The organism is Lentimicrobium saccharophilum (genome assembly GCF_001192835.1).
Classification (GTDB): Bacteria; Bacteroidota; Bacteroidia; order Bacteroidales; family Lentimicrobiaceae; genus Lentimicrobium; species Lentimicrobium saccharophilum.
Genome location: NZ_DF968182.1, coordinates 143,754 through 162,624, shown reverse-complemented (window position 1 = coordinate 162,624; position 18,871 = coordinate 143,754). Strand labels below are relative to the sequence as shown.

At 45.0% G+C, this 18,871-nt stretch carries 15 protein-coding genes and 1 riboswitch; of the genes, 3 read left to right on the top strand and 12 right to left on the bottom strand.

All coding sequences use genetic code 11. The features are described from left to right. Positions 1-196: 196 nt before the first annotated feature. The 3 genes from TBC1_RS00580 to TBC1_RS00570 form a co-directional block, all read right to left on the bottom strand. Positions 197-973 carry a uracil-DNA glycosylase family protein gene (locus tag TBC1_RS00580; RefSeq protein ID WP_236695622.1) on the bottom strand — a complete coding sequence of 259 codons (777 nt, stop codon included), beginning with the start codon at positions 971-973 and terminating at the stop codon, positions 197-199. Then, the gene (locus TBC1_RS18060) at positions 918-2,474 is read right to left on the bottom strand and encodes a DUF1186 domain-containing protein (protein WP_062037019.1); all 1,557 of its coding nucleotides are present in this window, start codon (positions 2,472-2,474) and stop codon (positions 918-920) included. Before TBC1_RS18060 ends, TBC1_RS00580 begins: the two co-directional genes overlap by 56 nt. A gap of 395 nt (positions 2,475-2,869) precedes the next feature. Further along, on the bottom strand, positions 2,870-3,262 hold the full coding sequence (locus tag TBC1_RS00570) for a hypothetical protein (RefSeq protein ID WP_062037016.1): 393 nt from the start codon (positions 3,260-3,262) through the stop codon (positions 2,870-2,872). 970 nt (positions 3,263-4,232) lie between these two features. Here TBC1_RS00570 and TBC1_RS17365 point away from each other — a divergent pair. From TBC1_RS17365 to TBC1_RS00545, 3 genes are all read left to right on the top strand, one after another. Further along, positions 4,233-5,018 (top strand): zinc ribbon domain-containing protein, encoded by a 786-nt coding sequence (locus tag TBC1_RS17365; RefSeq protein WP_082189421.1) that lies wholly within the window; start codon positions 4,233-4,235, stop codon positions 5,016-5,018. A 12-nt stretch (positions 5,019-5,030) separates the two neighbouring features. Further along, the gene (locus TBC1_RS00550; protein ID WP_062036998.1) at positions 5,031-7,145 is read left to right on the top strand and encodes a hypothetical protein; all 2,115 of its coding nucleotides are present in this window, start codon (positions 5,031-5,033) and stop codon (positions 7,143-7,145) included. Between the two features lie 222 nt (positions 7,146-7,367). Continuing rightward, on the top strand, positions 7,368-9,914 hold the full coding sequence (locus TBC1_RS00545; protein ID WP_062036996.1) for a phosphoenolpyruvate carboxylase: 2,547 nt from the start codon (positions 7,368-7,370) through the stop codon (positions 9,912-9,914). Between the two features lie 29 nt (positions 9,915-9,943). Here TBC1_RS00545 and TBC1_RS17905 read toward each other — a convergent pair whose 3' ends face one another. The 9 genes from TBC1_RS17905 to TBC1_RS00505 all read right to left on the bottom strand — a co-directional run bounded on the left by TBC1_RS17905 (position 9,944) and on the right by TBC1_RS00505 (position 18,573). Next, complete coding sequence (locus tag TBC1_RS17905; RefSeq protein WP_154669505.1) at positions 9,944-10,099, bottom strand: hypothetical protein; 156 nt, start codon at positions 10,097-10,099, stop codon at positions 9,944-9,946. Between the two features lie 20 nt (positions 10,100-10,119). Further along, entirely contained in the window at positions 10,120-11,259 is a 1,140-nt protein-coding gene (metK, locus tag TBC1_RS00540; protein ID WP_062036993.1) for a methionine adenosyltransferase, read from the bottom strand. Positions 11,260-11,325: 66 nt separating this feature from the next. Beyond that, positions 11,326-11,420: riboswitch (SAM-I-IV-variant riboswitch) on the bottom strand. 434 nt (positions 11,421-11,854) lie between these two features. Further along, positions 11,855-12,091, bottom strand: a complete 237-nt coding sequence (locus tag TBC1_RS00535; RefSeq protein WP_236695621.1) for a type II toxin-antitoxin system HicA family toxin — start codon at positions 12,089-12,091, stop codon at positions 11,855-11,857. After that, entirely contained in the window at positions 12,091-12,480 is a 390-nt protein-coding gene (locus TBC1_RS00530; protein ID WP_062036987.1) for a hypothetical protein, read from the bottom strand. The genes TBC1_RS00535 and TBC1_RS00530 overlap by 1 nt, the downstream gene beginning before the upstream one ends. A gap of 531 nt (positions 12,481-13,011) precedes the next feature. Next, the gene (locus tag TBC1_RS00525) at positions 13,012-14,721 is read right to left on the bottom strand and encodes an SWIM zinc finger family protein (protein ID WP_062036984.1); all 1,710 of its coding nucleotides are present in this window, start codon (positions 14,719-14,721) and stop codon (positions 13,012-13,014) included. 186 nt (positions 14,722-14,907) lie between these two features. Beyond that, positions 14,908-15,456 (bottom strand): hypothetical protein, encoded by a 549-nt coding sequence (locus TBC1_RS00520; RefSeq protein WP_137305326.1) that lies wholly within the window; start codon positions 15,454-15,456, stop codon positions 14,908-14,910. A 689-nt stretch (positions 15,457-16,145) separates the two neighbouring features. Then, entirely contained in the window at positions 16,146-16,766 is a 621-nt protein-coding gene (locus TBC1_RS00515) for an NYN domain-containing protein (RefSeq protein WP_062036979.1), read from the bottom strand. Positions 16,767-16,926: 160 nt separating this feature from the next. Next, entirely contained in the window at positions 16,927-17,415 is a 489-nt protein-coding gene (locus tag TBC1_RS00510) for a hypothetical protein (protein ID WP_062036976.1), read from the bottom strand. A gap of 174 nt (positions 17,416-17,589) precedes the next feature. Next, positions 17,590-18,573, bottom strand: a complete 984-nt coding sequence (locus tag TBC1_RS00505) for a virulence RhuM family protein (RefSeq protein WP_062036973.1) — start codon at positions 18,571-18,573, stop codon at positions 17,590-17,592. Positions 18,574-18,871: the final 298 nt, after the last annotated feature.

Here is an 18,871-nt window from a genome sequence, read left to right as displayed (position 1 = left end):
ACTGATATATTTGGGGGCCGGTGCAGGCTTTTTATAGGTCTTACGCATAAATCCATGCATTTATTACCCCAATTTAAACACAAATCTGTTCAAATTTATTAAGCGACATTTGCATTGCTTGGTTGTTTTTAAGGCGGGTTTTAACAATTTTATGATCCGGGATTTGCCCTGGCCTATGATAAAGAATTTTCATCGCTTAGCCGGTCAGGCCAAATGCGTTTAAATACTTTTCGATGTAATACTGTTTCCGTTTTGCCTTGTATTGCATGATATACCTGGGGTGCTCAAGGGCAATGATGTTGCCGAAAAATCCATATTCTTCATTCAGCTCCCGGAGAAACTGCTCATTTTTACCTGTTCCGAAACAAAAACACCTGTCAGTTTCTATGCCGGTTGTGATCTGCTTTCTGATATTATCAACGATGAATTCGTAAACCGCTTCCGTTAACTCCCTGCTATCGTAATAATTATAGTTTTTCTCCCTGCCTTTCCAGTCACGGATGGTAAATCCGAGCGGACAAACCGAATTGATGTAAAAATCCGCGTAAAATTTATATACCCCGCCATAACCGGCAATCACGTCATAAACAAATACAGAGGAAGGCTCATGGGTTTCATTACCGGAATAAGATAAGCCGCACTCATTTTTAAGCCGTTTTGTATCGGTGAAAGGAATACCCGTTACCCCTGCCCCAAACCTGCCCGGATTTATCCCAAGGATCAGGCGTCGTTTCCGGTTGTCGTTGTAAAATGTTTTGTAGAATAAAGAGGAAACAGCCAGGGATTCACTGTTCCCGCCGAAGGGGTTCATCACGCTGATTCCTTCGGGAAGTTTTCCCTTAAAATCCAGAGACTTGTTCATTGCGATGATCCGGTCGGCAAAAGTCATTTTCAGGTTATGAGTATCTGTAAAGTAACTACTCCATGCAGCATTTCTTGTACTTCTTTCCGCTTCCGCAGGGGCAGGGGTCATTACGGCCGATTTTCACCTTAACGGCAGGCTGAGCGGGTTCCGCGAAATCATTTGTATATTGCTTTACTTTGTCAGTATAACCACTCCAGGTGCTGAGGATGTGCTGATATAATTCCTTGACAGGCAGAATGTTTCTGACGTTAATCCTGTTAGGATCATCAAAAGCTTGCTGCACATCCTGAAAGTCTCCACAAATACCTTCTGCGACATATTTCCGTTCAAAAAGCGTTTCAATAAGGGGAAGCAATTCTATCAAGCAGCAGTCAATTACATTGCAAATGGCCAGACCCATAAACTCCGTATCCACAAGGTTATCTTCAATGGAAGCCTCCGCAAATGTTTCAAAGACAGCTGTAAAAACACGGAGCATTTCGTCGCGCATTTCCGGATGGCTCAGCGTGATCTGACTCAACGCATCCGCAACGATCATTTTGCTGTAGGTGTACACGCCCGGCTTGACCAGAAATTGCTGTAAAGCACTGATATTGTTCAAACCAAGTAAATATATCACTTGCCATAGTGTTTCGGTTTTATGATCGTCCAGCCAGAAATCAAGAAAATACCCGTCTGCGTCAATAAAATCCAGTATCCGGGGTAAACTCTCTGTTGCTTTCAATTCACCAAGCAAAAAAAGCGCGTGCAGGGCAAAACTCTGGGTTTCCTCATTATAATCCAGTTCATGAAAGAAACCATAACGGTCAACCGCATCCTGCAACACTGCCTCCAGATCGGAAATAAGCGACAAGCGCGGCAATGCAAGTATTTCATCCAGTTTTTCGCCGGGTATCCGTATTCCAAACTGGTAGAGATTATTTATTTCGTCATGCTTAAAAACAGGCGGGGCCTGATTCTCCAAATGAGGAATTTTCTTCGTGATTTCAGGCTCTATTTTTAACTTTTGCTGCTCCTGTATACGAAGAAATGCCTTATTTAACCTGAGTCCGTAAAGGAAAGTCTCTGCCTGCTCTGTAACATAATCATCGGGAGCAAGCTCCTTCAGCAAATCAAGCTTTTCTTCAGCAGGCTCAAGGTCACCTAAAGCAGCATGATACCGGATAACCACATTCAAAAAACTCTTTAACTCGGCATGGTGAAAAACCTCCCGCTCAGGATAAAGGGATTTGAGTTCAAGCGTTTCTCCCAGCACTCCGGGTACCTTTTCCGTTTCATCATTTTCGATCAGATAATTTGCCTGGTTAATGCGTGCAAAGAGATAATCGGGATGTTCCCTGAAAAGCTGTTTGTTGATTTCAGCAGCCTTCCGGTGTTCTCCCCTGACATGATAAGCGATCGAAAGGTAGTTTTTAAACATCGGTATTTCAGGATGTTCTTCTACCAGCCGGTTAAGGCGGGATAGAATAAGCCTGTTCCTCTCATCCTGACACTCCATGGCTGCTTTTTCGAGTTCGCCGGCTAACTCAGCACCAATCCCGCGAAGCCGGAATACAAATTGTGAATCTTCTGTTATTCTGTACCCATGAAAGTTATATGCTTCTTCCATCTCCTGTTTCCTAATGTGGATTATTAATAATATTGTTTAATGCCTGCGTACCCGTAGGTTAGCCACCCATGCGGAAACAGACCTTTTACAATACTCACAATCAATATCTTCCCTTGAACCAGATCTGTTCCGCAAAGATTTCATTTCGTTTCACAAACATAATAATTCAACCGGAAAACCTCAAGAATTACCCCACGCATTCAAAACAAAAATAATGAACGGCGATGGCTTTCATTATAACTGACTGCTGCCGGTTATTTTAACTGCCTGCAAAGACCCGGGCAGAAAAGATTTGTCACCATTGACCTGATAATTATGCTGAGGGCTCCGCCTGATCGTTTCTGTTGAGCCCAATCCGTTTTAGCCCTCCGGAAATTTACAGGAAGGACCTGTTGCTATTCCGGCTGAAACATATCTGCAACATTGTCACGGTGAACCAACAGCTCAGAAGCATCAGCGGTGTGCCGTGCCGATTGGTTCTCAACAATCAGCCAGTTACAGCGCAGCGTGGGGCTGCCGAAGGTATCAGTCACACAGAAATCCATCCACACCATCTCCCCGTTTTCTTCCGTGGCGCCCTTCAAACCATAACTTTCCCACTCTCCGACCAGCAACTCCATATCCATGGGGTTCACGGCCCCGTCCCTGACAAGGTAATTGTCGAACCACCCCCGCCCACCGATCAGGTGGGTGTAATGGGTTTTAAATGCTGAAAATCCACCGGGATAATGAGACCCGATTTTTTCGATAGGTATGATAAAATTCAGGAATTCAAGTGCTATGGGCATGGTCACATAATTATTTGTCTATTAGCACCTTCAGGTCAATACAGGGCCTGAATGCCGGAACAGCCGGGGTTGCCGGGCAGCTCCGGGTGGTTAAAAACAGTTTGAAATGTGTTTTAAACAGCATTTCCATTCAAAGATTATCAGGTAAACGCATAACAATAATAAGAGATTTTCCCGAAAGCAGCAACGCGATTGCTGATTTTTCCCTTCGAAATCCGGAAAACGACAGAAATTATTCGGAACGTGGGGTAACTGATCGTTTGATATACCGGAAAGTTGCACCACTTGCTCCGGAGGGGCTGTATGTACCTGTTGGATCTGATCCATTGATGGCATAAAATGGTGGTTAAGGAAAAATTCTTTGCTGGATTTCCTTTGCCGGGGAATTCGTTATTTAATGTGTTTGAAAAAGAAAAAAACAAAATCCCGTTAGTGATTAATTGAATCTCCTAATGCTTGTGTTGATTGACCCGAAGTCCGGATTCAGACGTCAGAATTCAGATAAATAGTAAGATAATTTTGTTTGCTTTACTCCGGGCTGAAGCCCGGGGAAAAAGCAGAGCCCCGAACCAACAGGCTTTAGCAGAAAAGCCGGGAGAAGCCTGACCAGGAGAATTTCCGGGCTAGCCGGCTTTTACTTTTGCCGGGCAACGAATAAACTTTCGCCGCCGTTTGGGCTGAAGCCCCTGTGTTTGTATGCAACTTATTACCCCCGGCTCAAGCCGGGGGTAATAAACCAGAATTGAGCATCTTCAGAAACTACAGGATTTAAAAAAAAATTGAGTTTAAGGTTGAACGGAAGCAGGTCAAGGAATTAACAATTTTGAATACACTCAGGTACATCAAATAATGAAAATCCCCTCTGCCGGTTTTCCGGATATTATCATATTATTTTCTGAAAAATCTGAGTATTTTTTATAAATTGCTCCCGGTAAGTCAACAGGTTCAGTAAGATCAACACCATACAGATATGCCATTCTGCAGCAAGTGCGGCAACACGTTAAAGACAGGTTCAAAGTTCTGCAGTAAATGCGGCACCCAACTCAGTGCACCTGGTTCAGGCGCCTGCCCGGTCTGCCAAAAGCCGGTTTCCGGAAACGAAAAGTTCTGCGTCCATTGCGGCGCTTCCATCGGCAGCACCGAGAACGGCCCCGCGTCCGCCCCTCCCCCGCCGGCAGCGCCGACAGCCGGATACCCACAAAACACCATTCCCCCTGCACCCCCTGCCTGTAATGCCCCGCCGGCTGCTCCTCCGGTAAAGCGCAAAAAGAAAGGCGGATGTTTCCGGAAAACCTTGCTGCTGATCGTGTTGCTGGCCGTTGCCGGGTTAACCGCCCTGTATTTTCTGGGCGATGATCCCCCCATCCCCGGCCAGGATGAGGGCGGGCTGACGGGTACCGATATCCCGGGAATTGTTTCGGTTGACGATTCAATTCCCGAAGAAGCCATCACGGAAATCGCGGCAGAAACGGGCGATCCGCAACAGGCTGCTGAAACGGTACAAGAGGCCTTTGCCCGGGGCGATACCATCCTGCTGAAACAAATGCTTACACCCCACAGTCAGGAAATCTACAAGGACGCTTTCAGAGAAATCAAACCTTACATGAGTGAATATTCCAAAGCGTTCAAAAACAGGAAACTCAAAATATCCACACCCATTTACTCATTGTATGAGTTTACCGGTGATGACGGGCAAAAATACACGGCCGAATTCGCCCTGAGCGATGACGGCCAATGGAAACTGGTAAGATTCTGAAAACCCGTAATTATGAAGAATATCAAGATATTTGCCCCAGCCGCACTGATCGTTACCCTGCTGGCATTGTGGGCCTTGTTTGTCGGGTATGGTAATCAGAAAAACCATCCCACCCTCAATAAATTTATGGTAAAGGCTTTTCTCGAAAAGAACAACAAGGGCGGCTTTTCGATAAAGAAATTCAAACTGTATGAATTTAAACTGGACAAGGTAAAACTGAAGGGAAACTATATCAGTAAACCCGGGCTGTTCAATCCTTCCGAGGTTGACCGTTTCCATGAGGATATGGCCAACTGGCTGTACGGCGAAACCACCTTCAGCGAAGAGACAGGAGAAAAAACACCCCTCGAATGGATTGCGCATGGCGGATACTCAGCCGATGTGCCCGAAGTGCCGGCCAGTTTCCGCCATTTTTACGATCCTACCCGGCCCGATGGTGCCCGGCACCTCACCGACGATGTAAACAGCAAACTGATGAACTGGATTCAGAAAAAGTTCACCAATCCCAATACCGATGGTGTTACATGGGCAATCGGCAAGGCGGGTAATTTCGGAGCGCTGGAGCATAACTATACCTGGGAGAACGGCAAGGTTTTTATAAAAGGAGCCCTGGAAGAAAAAAATCAGGAAAAGCGCAACGCCCTGATGGCCAAAGCATGGCGGTCGCTGGGAGAAACCCTGCACATGATTGCCGACAACGGATGCCCTTCGCATGTGCGCAACGATGCCCACCCTTCTATCCCGTTCCGCATGATGTCGTACTTCGGAAACCCCGATACCTACGAAGAAATGATGGCCAAATTCCAGACCGGCAATGATGGCGGACTGGATGAATTTCAGGCGGGGAAAGCCGACCCTGACCTGGCGCTGAAATTCGAAAAGTCAAACACCATAAGGGATGTGGCGCACACACTGGCAACCTTTACCAACGAAAACTTTTTTACCACCGAAACCATCTCGGGCACCGACTGGAAAGGCAATGTGGTGAAACCCATCACGCACCCTGAATATGTGTACAACTCTCCAAAGCTGAGCGCTTCCAATTATTCAGGAAATTACTACCGGCGTCAGGTGGGAAACCGGGAAGTGCTGCTATGCACCGATACCTGGTTTTTCAACAAATACCCCGTTTCAAAAACCTATCCATACCTCGACGAGGCTTGCGTTAAATCGCAGGCTTCCGCGCTGGTCCCCGCCATCAGGGAAGCCGGGCTCCATGCCATCCGGCTTTTTATTCCCGGGCTGAGTGTGAAAATCACTTCACTCACCGATGACGGAAACATCACCGGTGAAATTATCCATAAAACCGATCAGGAATACACCAAAGCCATCAGTTACAACGGACCTGTGGAAATCAAAACAGCCACACTCGATGTGGCCGGAAGGTTAGAAGCCCGCAATGGCCGGTTTTCGGGTAAAATCACCCCGGTGGACAATGCCTGGATTCATGCGGAGATTGAATTCGGGGGCGTGACAGTAAAATCAGAACAAAAGAAAATGTTTGCCCCACCCCCGAAACGCGAACCGGTGGTAGCACAGGATTATGAGCTTGACTTCGTTATCCATGCCTACATGCACTATACCAATGGCCACGATATGGATGATCAGCAGTTTAGCAAAAGCGACTTCAGGGCGATTGAAAGTCCTGGTACCGGCGGCAGCTTCCCCGGCTTTAAGATTTCGAAAGGCGGCAATTTCAGCGGAAAACTGTTTGAGGGCCGGCATCAGGACGGTTGGGTTGAAGGCGCATACAGCAATCAGCGGCTCAGCTGGCTGAAGTCACACATGCACCTGACCTGGTACAAGCAGGGTGGCGGTAAATCAAGAGAGCAATGGATTGACGTGGAATTGCGCAATATTCCCGTCGACGAGATCGGCACAAGCGATTATGGCATCCGGTTTCACCGCGACGGATGGGATTGCGACAACCTGCGCCCCGATCCTGAATTTGAAAAAAGCATTGTCAAAATCAAACACCGCATAAAATTCTATCCCTCGGGCCGCGAAGTGTCATTCGATTATATTGACTACGGAAAATCGGAGGTTCAGGGCTGCAAGGACTGGAAAAACATGTGGATACCCAGGTCGTTTATTGATGTGAGCATCAGCTATAACAATAACCGATAAAATATTGCGGTGCGCTGCACCTGATAATGTCACGGTGCGATGCACCTGGTAATGGACAGGTGCCGATCGGGCCTTAATATGCCTATGAAAACGTGTATTTTCAGAACAGGGATTTCCCATTGATTAATCCCGGTCAATCGCACTTATTGCTTTGATTTTTGTTATGTATATTCAGGAGGGGAACAACCTTTTCCAGAATTACCGAATTAACACCAACCAAACATGTACCAGTCAAAACGCTTACAGGTATTTGAAAAGCAGGTAAAGAACAAATTCAATATTTACAACGGGATTTTTCTCAACCTGCCTTACCGGCAGGACAGCAATATAGGCATCCTTATACCGGTTTTGTACCAATCATGCCGCGAAGGGCTTGAGTCTGGCAAGCACCCCCGGGAGATTCTTGAATCCTTCTTTAACAATTTTACAGGCATCGAAAACGAGCCCGAAAAAATTGATCTGATGTTCCGCATTATACAATACGTTGAACGTCAGGTTGTTTTGTACGACAGTGTGGAAGATGCTGCTTTTATGGAACTTAAAAGCCTGGGCAACTACCTGCTGATTAAAGATTTCTTCAACATGGTGGATAACCGCAAAAGCTGGGACAGGATTCTTGAAAAGTTGTCCGGCTTCAGCGCGCGCATCGTGCTTACCGCGCATCCCACGCAGTTTTATTCTCCCCCGGTACTCGACATCATCGGTACGCTGAGGTCATTGATTATGGCAAACCGGATTGATGAAATTGACATGACCCTGCAGCAACTCGGCCTGACCTCCCTTATCAATTCAAAAAAGCCCACACCGCTGGATGAAGCCAAAAACATCATTTACTTTTTGCGAAACGTTTATTACAACGCCGTTGGGGAACTTTACGGATATATTAAGGAACACGCCGGCAGCCGTGAGTTTCAGAACCACAACATTGTTCAGCTTGGTTTCTGGCCCGGGGGCGACAGGGATGGTAATCCCTTTGTTACTGCAGAAATCACGCAACAGGTTGCCGACGAACTGCGCATGAGCCTGTTCAAGTGCTATTATCAGGATCTGAAAGACCTTCAGCTGAAGTTAACCTTTAAGGATGTAGAAGATCCACTTAATGTATTGCGTGATAAACTTTACAATGCCATGTTTAACCCGGATGAGAACCTTACCCTTGAGGAAATCATTCATCCTTTGCTTGACGTTAAAGAACAGCTGATTACCCGGTATCACTCCTTATATCTCAAAGAACTTGATTACCTGATTGATAAAGTAATGATCTTCAAAACCCATTTTGCGGCCCTCGATATCCGGCAGGACAACAGCATTCACCGAAAAACGGTGGCAGCCATCCTGGCAAAAGCCGGGATTATTTCTTCCGATCCGGACGAACTGCAACGCGGTCAGTTGGTTGAATTGCTGCTTTCGGGCGATATTCATGCGGATGCAGCTGATTTTGATGACCCTTTGATTCAGGATACCATCCGGAATATTTCCCGGCTGAAAAGGATACAGGAGAAAAATGGCGAAGAAGGGTGTAACCGGTACATCATCAGCAATGCCGTGGATGAGCTGAGCGTTCTGTTTGTTTACGGGCTTTTCAGGTGGTGCGGATGGAGCGGGCAACGGCTTACCTTTGATATTGTGCCGCTCTTCGAGACCATGGAAGGCATGAAAAGCGCCGAAGCCACCATGCAGAAATTATTCAGCATACCGGCTTACCGCGATCACATCGCCCAAAGGGGTGAAAAGCAAACCATTATGCTTGGTTTTTCCGATGGAACGAAAGATGGCGGCTACCTTATGGCCAACTGGTCCATTTTCAAAACCAAGGAAACCCTGACTTCGGTCTGCGATCAGCATAATATTAAAGCCATCTTTTTTGATGGCCGAGGAGGTCCTCCGGCCCGCGGCGGCGGTAAAACGCATCGTTTTTACGCGGCACAAAGTGATAAAATCGCAAATCATGAAATTCAGCTGACCATACAGGGACAGACCATCACCAGCACCTACGCTACTCATGAAAAATTTATCCACAACTGTGAACAGCTGCTGACTGCCGGTCTGGCCAACAGCATTTCGGGGAAAGTACACACGATAAGTGCTGAATTCAGGCAACTGATGGAAGAACTCGCGCAACTCAGTTTTGAAAAATACAGTGCCCTGAAAGCACACGATAAATTTATCCCTTATCTCGAGCAAAAAAGCACCCTGCGGTTTTATGATAAAACCAATATTGGCAGCCGCCCCGGAAAACGGAACGCGACTAAAAAACTGGAATTCACCGACCTGAGGGCGATTTCATTTGTGGGATCATGGAGCCAGCTGAAACAGAACGTGCCCGGTTATTTCGGCACCGGCACAGCCATTCAACGCCTGGTGGATGACGGAAAGCTGGATGCGCTCAAACGATTGTACCGCGAAGTGCCGTTCTTTAAGGCCCTGGTGCAGAATAGCATGATGTCACTGTCGAAAACCAACTTCAACCTGACTTCCTATATGCGCGAAGAAGCGGAGTTTAAAGACATCTGGCAGATTTTAAATGATGAATACGTATTGTCGGTAAAAATGCTGCTGTTGATCTCCGATTCAAAAGAACTGATGGAAGAAGAGCCGGTTTCAAGGGAATCCATCAAAATGCGCGAGCAGATTGCCTTGCCGTTGCTGGTGATTCAGCAATATGCCCTGCAAAAAATCAGCGGAAGCGAAGAATACAGGGAAGCCTATGAAAAACTGGTAACCCGCTCACTTTACGGGAACATCAACGCGGGCAGAAACTCGGCTTAGGAGGTGCAGGCATTGCAATAGGTTGTTTCCTACAGCAGGTCGTTTCGGCTCCGCTCAACGACCTGTACGTACCCTGAGCGTGTACCCTGAACGTTTACCCTGAGCGGAGTCGAAGGGGAGTCGAAGGGTACATTCCAGGGGCGATGTACCTGATTGCTGCAGGGCGGGGCTGGGTGCAACTTCATAGCTGCATTCTGTTAACATTCTACAGCAACGACCGAAGCTGCTGTATAATCCGGGGATCGTTTATTTCCCAGGGCAGGTTTGTCTTGCCGAAATGACCGTATGCCGCAGTGGGCAGGTAGATGGGGCGCTTAAGGTCAAGCATGCGGATAATGCCGTTGGGCCTGAGGTCGAACAATTCGCGGATAGCGGCCAACAACTTTGCCTCATCCACTTTGCCGGTATCATGCAGGTCCACATACAAAGAGGTAGGATCCTCTTTGCCGATGGCATAGGAAACCTGCAGGGTGCAGCGGTCAGCAATGCCTGCCGCGACAATGTGTCTGGCAACATAGCGGGCCGCATAGGCGGCGGAGCGGTCAACCTTGCTCGGGTCTTTTCCGCTGAAAGCGCCGCCACCGTGCGGACAGCTTCCACCGTAGGTATCCACGATGATCTTTCTCCCGGTAAGGCCGGTGTCGCCATGCGGGCCGCCAATGGTAAAGCTGCCCGACGGATTGACAAAACATTCAGGGTGTGCACCGGGGAAATAAGCCCTGGTTACCGGCAGAATCAGCGCTTCCATCAGCGTTTCTGCGATCTGTTTCTGCCCAATGCCTTCCCGGTGCTGGGTTGAGATCACCACTTTTTCCACACCCACCGGTCTGCCGTTTTCGTACCTGACCGAAACCTGCGACTTCGCGTCTGGCAGCAGCCAGGAGATCTTCCCGCTTTTGCGCAAATCCGCCAGACCGCGCATCAGCTTGTGGGCCAGCATCAGCGGCATGGGCATCAGTTCAGGGGTTTCGTTGCAGGCATAACCGAACATCAGCCCCTGGTCGCCGGCACCGCCCGTGCTCACGCTCTCGTTGATCTCAGGACTCTGCTCATGAAGCAGCAGGGTGTAATCAGCAAGTTTATAGTCAAATCCGGTTTGAATAGAATCGTATCCGATATCACGGATCACCTTCTTCGCGATCTCAACCGGATTGACCTGTTCCGCATGGTTTGCCTTCGCCTCGCCGGCGATCACCAGGTGGTTGGTGGTAATCAGGCATTCACAAGCGACTTTTGCATCCGGATCGTGCAAAAGATAAGCATCGAGTATGGCATCGGAAATCTGGTCGGCGACTTTGTCGGGATGACCTTCGGAAACCGATTCTGAGGTAAAAAGGTAGTTCATGATAATAATGGTTTCAGGTTAATAAACAGCGCCTTAAACCATCAAGAAGAAGAGAATTTCAGGGGAATAACGGAACTGTTTTGGCCTGAATGCCCTCATCGCTTTACCACCGCGGCGTTCCCGCTCGGTTGGGGCCCATGTAGGGCGTCTTGATGATTGTAGGGCAAAAATATAAATTGTTTTGCAGTTACCGGGTAAAAAAATGTTTCTTTATAATCGGCACATTCAGGTATTATTTGTTCGGAATCATTGCTGTCCGGTTAATTTATGAGATTCTTCGCTTACGCTCAGAATGACTTTGACTTACATGGGTTTGATGGGGAGGGGGCTTGGTGGCGGCATGGCCGCTACCAAGCCCCCTTTGATTATCGTTAATGTATTGTCATTCTGAACGTAACGTAGTGAAGTGAAGAACCGATCCCGATACTATCAGGAGAGCTCACCGAAGGTAATCTCATAACTCCTTCTAAAAATTTACCTTACAATAATGGTTCGGAATGATAATTAAGTGACCATTTCGAAGAGTTTGCCGGAAAAGATCATCCGCGATAAGTTATCGTGCTAACCCCCGATAGCAATCAAAACTGCTTTTAAATCAACCATTCTCTAGGAAATCAATATAGTCTTCTTTTGAGGCTTTTATGGTTTTCAGAATGGTTTTTACAATAAACTCAGGCACCGGATCAATATGTGATTGAAGCGGAACCGGTCTTGTTAAATCATGACGTGACCAGATCTCATGGCCGCCGGAATGCCGGATGCACTTTAATCCCTGATGAGTTAAAAATTGTCTGAAAGTCTTTAGCGGTATATTTTTAAGCGGATTGGACATCAGCAGGGTATTTCTACCATACGGTTTAATTTTTGAAACTCGTGTGTATTAAAAATATCACCGAAGTCTGCATTTGAATTAAGTAATTCTGACATGGTGGGTGGATCCAGCCGGCTCTTTTTGGTTTTTGAACCATGCACCTTCCATCCTCTGCTTGTCAAATCGTCATGTAAGGTATTTTTATTGATGGTATATCTGAAATACTCGTCTAAAGCGGTATCAAATGAGTTTTTCGCTTCCTCCTCATTCATTCCGTAGCCATATATATCCAGTGCGGGACAAAATACTATCACTGTTCCCTCTTCCTTAAAAAGAATAACAGAAAGATTGACCGTTATTTTATTCCTGCCGGAAGACCAATTCCCGGCAAGCTTCAGCTTTTCACCCATAAAAATTAACAAATTCTAAATGGCCGGTGTACCGGCCGTTTGATCAACAAAGGTAATGATATAAACAACTGATTAATACAATAGTTGTCATAAATTGTTACCTCTTCTGCAGTCCTACCTGGTAATTCATTATTAGATGTGCAGGAGTTAAAGAATGAACCTTGTAATCCGTAGCGTAATCACGAATGTTTTTAATTAAAGGGGCCACAGAGATTTAAATCTTCTCTGTGATGCTCCGCGAAACCTCTGTGTGCTCTGTGTAATTATTTGTTTCACAGAGGTACAATGAGTTAACTAATCTTCACAGTGAAACCCCGGTGAGTTCTGTGTGACTGTTTATTACCCTGAACTACACTTCAAGGTAAAAGAGATCTCCGGTTTGTGCGCTCTGCACCACAAAATCAGGCATAAACCGCAGGGCTTTACTGGTGGTATGGTAGTTGTTCCGTAGCTCCCTGCTCAGAAAATGGCAAGTTTTCCCAAACCATTTGTATTGTGTCGCTATTCATTGTTACGCTAACATTTCCGATTTCAAACCTTTTTCAACTCTTCCATGAGTGCCCTTCGCTGAGGATATAATTTCCTTAGCATCTGAACCACATAATCTGCCTTTTCACGTGCACCCATTTTTATCATTCTACGAATGTAGCGACAAGCTATCTGATAATGATCCCTGCTAACATTCTTTTCTAAATATTCTAAAACAGCCTTCTGATACATGTCCGAAATCTCATCAGAAAAATCCTTGACAAGATATTTCTCATAAGTATCAAGGGTATTGAGACTTATGTCACTTTTAACAATCTGCAGAAGCTCATTCCAATTTTCCTCCCAGATGTAGATCATTGCTACCAATGGTTTGCCATTCCACCTGTTTTTAGAGAGAATATCCTGAATAATCATCTTCAGTGTTGCCTCCCATTGGTGGGGTTCAATATGTTTTTTAAGAATGTCAAAATAGGGTTTTTTATCGCGGTTAGCAGAAATAAGCTGAATACGCGCATATTTCAGGATATTCACCCTGTCGTTTTGAAGCTGTGCAATCTGCAGTAAATAATCACACCAATAGTCGAGCAGGCCCGGACTTTCTTTACTGTTAAGTTTTATCCCTTCTTCAGCCAGGGCCATGGCTTTTCTGTAGTCTTTTGCTGAAATTGCCTTTTCGATTATTTCCTTCCTGAACTCTGCATTTGATAAATTTTGCTCGAGATACTGTGTTGCTTTCTCTTCCCCTTCGGTTCTTCTGATTAGTAAAGCCCTGATCTGCTGGGCATTTGTATAATCCCAATCCCAGCTTTTGCCTGATGATTTTATAGAGTCTAACAGTTGGTGAATCTGCTTTGCTTCGGAAGTGTTGTTAACCAGTTTGGAGGCAAGGTCAAGCATTGTAAAATGCCAGTCCCATCCTTTATACAAGCCTTTTGAGTACGCTGTCAAGCAATAGTTCAGCAACTCAACGCGCAACTTTTCTGAAACCTGCGCATTTGCAACCGAATACAGGATCTCAATCGCGGAATAAATGCTCCCTCCAACATCTCCATTGCTATCGTCGGCATACTGAAGTGCCCCTGTCATCTCTTCCATTACGGCAAAGGCAATGAGCATGGCAGATTTGTAGTTGGCTTTTTCAAGATGTTTTCCGGCCGTTTGAATGTACTCATCAATGGCAATTCCCACCGCACGCGCACCGGAATAATCAATAAAACCATGCCTGTCGCTCGATGATTTAAGTATGGCTTTCACCTGTTTTACATACAATGCCTTTGTCTCCGGCATCACCAGGTGGGCATAACCAGCCAGAAACAACTGACGGAATTTCCTGTCACGGTCACATTGTCCCCGAAGGATTTCTTTCATATCGTCAGACGTCAGGTGTTCGAGGATCTCATCTACCTGTTCGGCAATGGTTTTCCTTTTTGCCACAGTTTTAGCCGTTGTACTGCTCTTCTTTGCTTTCTTTACAAGGCTTAACTCATTTTGCTGAAGTTCAAATATAACCGCTGCCACATGTTTACACACAGGTCCCATATCGTAAGGACAGGTGCAACTATGCTCAGTGATTGTATCATTTTCAATTCTGATGCGAACCGTATAATCTTCAGTACCCTCCACAATTGCTTCGTATTCCCCATGTGCCATTAGTTCGGGCTCGGCAACAAGACCCTTCTTAAAATACTTATAACCGCGATTTAAAATGGTTTCATCAATGTATTGTTCGAATTCCTGAAGAGGTATATTCATCGTTTGTTACAGGTTTGGGGGGTTATTTGAATTCGGGATTAAAATTATGAATGTCAGGGAGTATCTTGTACTCAATTATCTGAAAATTTATCATTAGCCGCGTTGGAAAGTTATACGGCGATGTATTCAGAAATCCGTGCGAAGGATGCAGCGCGCTGTTTTTTGTCAGGCTTTGAGAGGTCCGTTTCAATCGATCTTTTGGGGTAATTTATAAATAAAGTCATGAAATTCAGATGTGCGGTGCAAGATGGTAAGATACCCGTTCAGTTTGTCCTTATATTCAATCAGGTAATCCGGGTGCAGTTTTTTAACGACAAGGTTGATCAACCTCCTGACCAGCAAACCGACTCTATAGTCGTATTGAGTAAAACAGGTTCCAAACATTATGGTTGGAAGCGAGAAAGGGACTTCCAGAACATAAAGCAACAAGTCGGCCTCAAGCTTCCTATTTTTTGAAACTGCTGTAAATTCATTAATCCTTTTAACACAGGCGCTCAGCATATTGGCAAGTTGAAGTTCTTCGGAGAAACCCTTGTATCTTTTGATGAACAGGCTATCCAGATCACGCCTGGCTTCTTCATACAAGTCTTTTTCACCACTGTCCTTATCAAGATAATTGGCAAGCAGAAAGTCGTAATTTGCCTTTTTGGCCGCTAATTTAACTATTATACCAACCAATACGTTTTTAGGCAGCGCACTTAGCTGTTCCTTTAATTCAGTTCTGCGGTTTGACATATAATTCAGGTTCACTGTTGTCCGATAAAAAGGAAGAGTCAGAAAGTTTTATTAAAACTAACCAACCCTTTAAGTAGTGTTGAGTCGCCAAACTTAATACTACACGGATAAAAGTAAACATTCTTCCGGTACCCCGGTTTTCGGACAGCTGATTTCATTAATTAATGGATAAATTTTTCCCAGGGTAACCAATCATTATAGCGCTGACTGATCTGTAAAAAAGTACAAAACAAAAGATCTCTTGATAATTTTGCTGTTTTGTGTTTTTGCCAGATGAAGCTCATAACAGGAGGTGTCCGGTGCAATGCCAGGATTATCAGGTATGACGGGGCATTCTCAGCCAGAGCATAGATCCAGGCAAATCATACTTTCAGATGTAAATCTGCTACCTTAATCAGAAGTATTCGGGTATATTTACATTCAATTGGTGCTCAAGAATGGCCTTTATATTCCGGACAACCGGATTAAGGTTGTTATTAAGAAGCAGATAGAGATACTTTACACCACAACGATCAGCTTGTTTCAGGAGATATTGAATTGGTTGGCCGAAAACCACAAAACTGCAGGAGAATAGGAGAAATCAAAGTTCATACAATCATGAACCTATAACTATAATTAAAACGCGTTTTTTTTACTTGTGCCGGACAACTGTGATCTTTGAATTTGGGTTCGGCCATTGGCTTCAATATTTAATAATTCCAATCAACAGGTTTAACGAGTACAAATCCATCGGGTTTAATCACCTCCGGAGGGAACTGATGATCCATTAGTTTCTTTCTGCCAATTGTCATAGACCCTTTTGCTACCAATGCGACAGAATTATTATATCTCTTTGGCGGGAAAGCTACAAACACCCGTTTTTGTTTAAAAAGGTCATGGATTGCTTTAATCGGCGGAACCAGATCACTATCGCCTGATATCAACATAGCCATATCATAATTATCCTGATAAGCATCCACCAGCATTTGAGTTGCAATATTAACATCGGTCATCTTTTCGTTGTAATTAGCCCAGACATTATTGCATCGCCGGCATTCTATTGCATCACGCTGATAGTGCCCGTAATAAATTTTAATGCCAACGGTTTCCAATGCTTCAATATAGGTCGATTGCCGTTTTTGCTTGTCAGGATTATTACTTACCCGGCTTGTAAAGTACTTTATTCCAACTATTTCCTTCCCTAGCTTTAACAAACTTTCGGACAAATCCCTGATGTTTAACCATTTAAAATTATCAAAGCCCGCTTGCTTCATGCCGAAATAGAGGTTAAATCCATCAATATAGACGATGATGCGTTCATTTTTGTCCATTTATTCTTGCAATGTGGTTTGTATTTTGTATATTTGCACTTATAACATCGCCAGGGATAGCATCCCCGGTCCGACGCTCCGCAAGGGGCGTTTCTTATTTTTACCTTTTTGCACTGCTCATTCTTTTCGTATTTCAGCTGTGCGTTTGTACAAAGTTTATTTATTCACTTCTGAATCCCGCAAACACCTGCCTTGCATAACCCTCGTATTCCGCTATGGATTCCTTACTCAGGTGAAATGAACGCACCCTGCCGAGACGGTAGTTGGTATCGGCAGTAATGCTGAACCCTGCCGCCAGCCGCTTGTAATGCATGCACTGTATCTTCTCCGGGGACACAATCACAAACCAGGCGTTTTTGTAAGGGAAGTCCTTGAATTTATCTTCAAACCCGAAGCAGCCGTTTGATCTGTATTTCACTTCCATATAAAACAAGTCGCCGGTGAGTGAGCTTTGCACTACAAAATCGGGCATAAAGCGAAGTGCCTTGCTGGTGGTATGGTAGTTATTCCGCAGCTCCCTGCTCAGGAAAGGATGGGTCCTCTCCAGACCATAGTTGAAAACATTGTAGCCATTCTGCGCAAACAAATCCTGCACCAGGTGTTCCGCCAGGCGGCCTTTGAGGCAATTGAGCTGAAAATTATCTGACATAATATGTATTCGTTAACAAATGTAAATTTAGCCAATGGTTTTTATTCAGACTTATATGCGCGCTGAATTGAATAAAAGAGTTGCCAATGAAACAAGTCTGTCCCCGGAATGGAATTTAAGCTGCATACTTTTTTGAGTTATTACCCTGTTCAGTTGCTTACACCAGCCAGTATATCATGGTTTCAGGTCTTTTATTTCCCTGTCGAAGTCGCTCTCATAGGTTTGGTCCTGAATTACCCTGAATTTTTCATATTCGCTAACGGCTTTTAACTTTGCTTCAAGCATCGAAATTTTTCCTTTATCCTTCAAAATCGGGTAGTTTGAGAGTTCTAAAAAGCTATCGAGGAATTTTGCCCATTCCTGCATACTAAAAGCAATTCCTCGTTGAGCATTGTTTTCTGCCAAATCCAAATAGGCAGAGACAATCCGGTTTAACTCTGTTAAATGCTGATGCGCTATATAATTTTTTGCTACTGTAGTATCGCTTTTCAGAATTTTTCCATCAGGGGCAGCTTTCCATGTTTTTAAACCCATGTAAAGTTTAGTGGCATCGGCTGCGGTATATATGATTTCTGCCGCAGTTTTTCCGGTGATGGCCCAATGGAGTTTGTTTTGTACCGCAGAAAAAAAATCTTTTGTTTGCTGACTTTCGCGGTCGTAATCAGTACTCAGGGCATACAAATCGGTAATTTTCTGGTAGAATCTGCGCTCACTTGCCCTGATTTCGCGGATTCGTTCGAGGAGTTCATCAAAATAATCCTGTCCGAAGTTTTTACCTTGCTTCAGGCGTTCATCGTCAATTACAAAACCTTTAATAATAAACTCGTTCAGGGTTTGGGTTGCCCATCGGCGAAAATCGGCAGCTTGTGTTGAATTTACGCGGTAACCAACAGCCAATATGACTTCCAGGCGATAGAAATTTGTAGTGTATCTTTTCCCGTCTGCTGCAGTTGTTTCCATTTTGGAAATAACTGAAGCCTGTTCGAGCTCACCCGTTTCAAATATGTTCTTCAGGTGTTTGTTTACAGCAGGTACATTTACTCCAAATAATTCTGCCATAGCTTTTTGGGTGAGCCAAAAAGTGCCATTTTGAAAATAGACCGATACGTTTACTTTTTTATCTGCCGTGTTATAGAGCAACAAATCTCTTGGTTTCATGTTTGTTCCGCTTAAATTTTTCAAGTCGTACATATCGATATAATCATCGGCTTTGCCCGACCCTCTGTAATAACCATTAAAATATCAGGTTATTATTATGTAAATCCGCACGCATAACATCACCGGTGATAGCATCCCCGGCCCGGCGCTCCGCAAGGAGCGTTTCTCTTTTATAACACTTTTCCTGCCTGGTTCCATCTTGTTTTAATTTAACATTAAGTTCTTTGTTTTTAGACAACCCCTGCACCAGGCGCCCTGCCAGGCGGGCCTTTGAGGGAATTAAGCTAAAACTTGTCTG

Excerpts from the sequence above, each read along its gene's own strand:
- TBC1_RS00570 (WP_062037016.1), bottom strand. The coding sequence starts at position 3,262 with ATGCCCATAGCACTTGAATTCCTGAATTTTATCATACCTATCGAAAAA.
- TBC1_RS00580 (WP_236695622.1), bottom strand. The coding sequence starts at position 973 with ATGACCCCTGCCCCTGCGGAAGCGGAAAGAAGTACAAGAAATGCTGCA.
- TBC1_RS00550 (WP_062036998.1), top strand. The coding sequence starts at position 5,031 with ATGAAGAATATCAAGATATTTGCCCCAGCCGCACTGATCGTTACCCTG.
- TBC1_RS18060 (WP_062037019.1), bottom strand. The coding sequence starts at position 2,474 with ATGGAAGAAGCATATAACTTTCATGGGTACAGAATAACAGAAGATTCA.
- TBC1_RS00510 (WP_062036976.1), bottom strand. The coding sequence starts at position 17,415 with ATGTCAGATAATTTTCAGCTCAATTGCCTCAAAGGCCGCCTGGCGGAA.
- metK (WP_062036993.1), bottom strand. The coding sequence starts at position 11,259 with ATGAACTACCTTTTTACCTCAGAATCGGTTTCCGAAGGTCATCCCGAC.
- TBC1_RS00535 (WP_236695621.1), bottom strand. The coding sequence starts at position 12,091 with ATGTCCAATCCGCTTAAAAATATACCGCTAAAGACTTTCAGACAATTT.
- TBC1_RS00545 (WP_062036996.1), top strand. The coding sequence starts at position 7,368 with ATGTACCAGTCAAAACGCTTACAGGTATTTGAAAAGCAGGTAAAGAAC.
- TBC1_RS00515 (WP_062036979.1), bottom strand. The coding sequence starts at position 16,766 with ATGGACAAAAATGAACGCATCATCGTCTATATTGATGGATTTAACCTC.
- TBC1_RS00525 (WP_062036984.1), bottom strand. The coding sequence starts at position 14,721 with ATGAATATACCTCTTCAGGAATTCGAACAATACATTGATGAAACCATT.
- TBC1_RS00505 (WP_062036973.1), bottom strand. The coding sequence starts at position 18,573 with ATGAAACCAAGAGATTTGTTGCTCTATAACACGGCAGATAAAAAAGTA.
- TBC1_RS17365 (WP_082189421.1), top strand. The coding sequence starts at position 4,233 with ATGCCATTCTGCAGCAAGTGCGGCAACACGTTAAAGACAGGTTCAAAG.
- TBC1_RS00530 (WP_062036987.1), bottom strand. The coding sequence starts at position 12,480 with ATGGGTGAAAAGCTGAAGCTTGCCGGGAATTGGTCTTCCGGCAGGAAT.
- TBC1_RS00520 (WP_137305326.1), bottom strand. The coding sequence starts at position 15,456 with ATGTCAAACCGCAGAACTGAATTAAAGGAACAGCTAAGTGCGCTGCCT.
- TBC1_RS17905 (WP_154669505.1), bottom strand. The coding sequence starts at position 10,099 with ATGAAGTTGCACCCAGCCCCGCCCTGCAGCAATCAGGTACATCGCCCC.